We start from the raw sequence: 1,636 nt of genomic DNA, 5'->3' as shown, positions 1-1,636 counted from the left end.
GTCAGTTTCATGTCGATCGATCGAAATCGCTCAATTTAACGAGCTAAATATCGCTCCTAACCGCCACCGACGATCGTCACAATTTCCAATCGATCGTGGGGTTTAATCTCGGTTTCATTCCAAAATTGCCGATGCAAGATTTCGCCATTATATTCTACCGCCAATAGTCGGGGATTCAAGCCCATCTGTACTAATAACTGAGGTAAAGTCGTCTGGGGCAAGCAGGTATGAACTTCGCCATTGACTTGTAATTCGATCGCCTGAATCATTGCAATATCCTCAAACCTAATTCCTAAAGCCTAACCCCTGCCTGTGAGACTCGATTTAACATCGCCAGACAAAACTGCACCGCATGAGTGGGATTATCAGCATTCATAATCGCCCGCACCATTGCCAATCCTGGCGCACCAGCTTGGAGGACATCATCCATATTTGTATTGTCGATCCCACCGATCGCAAACCAAGGCACAGTGGCATGTTTGGCGGCATGTTGAACGTATTCTAGTCCCGCCGCCGCCTTACCTGCTTTCGTGGGAGTCTCATAGACAGGCCCGACACCGATATAGTCGGCACCTTCTTTAATTGCTTGCTCCATTTCCAGGGGGTTCGTGGTCGATTTACCGACGATCTTTTGCGAACCGAGGATTTGTCTGGCGATCGAGATCGACACGTCTTGCTGACCCAAATGTACCCCATCGGCATCCACTGCTAGAGCGAGATCCACTCGATCGTTAACGATAAACAACGCACCATAATTATGACAGAGTTGACACATTGCTTGAGCGATCGCCAATCGATCGACATCGTTGCTTTGTTTATCGCGATACTGCACCAAGGTCAAACCTCCCTGCAAAGCGGCCTCGACACGAGGCAGCAAATCTGGCATGGGAGTAGTGACTAAATATAAGCGACTGCTAGTAAGCTGTTGACGGCGACGGTAGGTCAGTAAATTGCTTTCGAGGGCGTAGACGCGATAGCGCATTTGCTTGCAGCCGCTGCTCATCGCAGGCGAAGACAGTTTGCCATATTCTTCGAGGACGCGTAGAGCTTCTTGCACCCGACAGAGATTGGCTTGGAGGAGTTGTTCGATCCCCGTCCGTTGTTCCTCACGGGGATGACTCAGTGTTGTCCCGACATCCCTAATTGTATCCCGCGCCGAGCGGATTTCGGGCGTATGCCACATCCCCAATTCTTGGCGCATCTGCTTGCACTCATTGGCCATAGCCTGATGATTGAGGGCAAATCGACACCATTCTTCAATGATGCGCAATCCTTCCCGCGCTCGATCGAAATTTGCATCCAAAATCCGCCAGACGGCAGGTTGGATCGAAGCGGAATGAAGATTGCTCATAAGTGTGGGAGGGAAAAGTTGAAAGTTGGGAGTAGGCGGTAATCGACCGCACCACAGCATCGAGAATCGATCGCCATTCTATTCTATTCGAGTTGCGCCGCAATAGATGAATAAGTAGGGGCTGTGTATCCATCACAGCCCCTACTTATTCATCTAGATCGAACTGCTAACAGATATTATTTTTTACTCACTTGTGCGAATGCTTTCTCCAAATCGGCGATCGAAGCAGCGCCAGTGACCACTTCTCCATTCATGATAAATGTTGGCGTCCCATCGACACCCAGT

The 1,636-nt window shown here is 49.6% G+C and carries 2 protein-coding genes; both read right to left on the bottom strand.

Going from position 1 to position 1,636, the window contains the following annotated elements; all coding sequences use genetic code 11:
- Positions 1-56 precede the first annotated feature (56 nt).
- Positions 57-269: a sulfur carrier protein ThiS gene (gene thiS, locus RMO27_RS10450; protein WP_309732092.1), complete on the bottom strand. Its 213-nt coding sequence runs from the start codon at positions 267-269 to the stop codon at positions 57-59.
- Positions 270-292: 23 nt separating this feature from the next.
- Positions 293-1,351 (bottom strand): thiamine phosphate synthase, encoded by a 1,059-nt coding sequence (locus RMO27_RS10445; RefSeq protein WP_309732090.1) that lies wholly within the window; start codon positions 1,349-1,351, stop codon positions 293-295.
- Positions 1,352-1,636: the final 285 nt, after the last annotated feature.

The organism is Chamaesiphon sp. OTE_75_metabat_556 (assembly GCF_031378165.1).
GTDB lineage: Bacteria > Cyanobacteriota > Cyanobacteriia > Cyanobacteriales > Chamaesiphonaceae > Chamaesiphon.
Note: the sequence above shows the minus strand (reverse complement) of the source record. Positions and strands in the feature narration are given on the sequence as shown.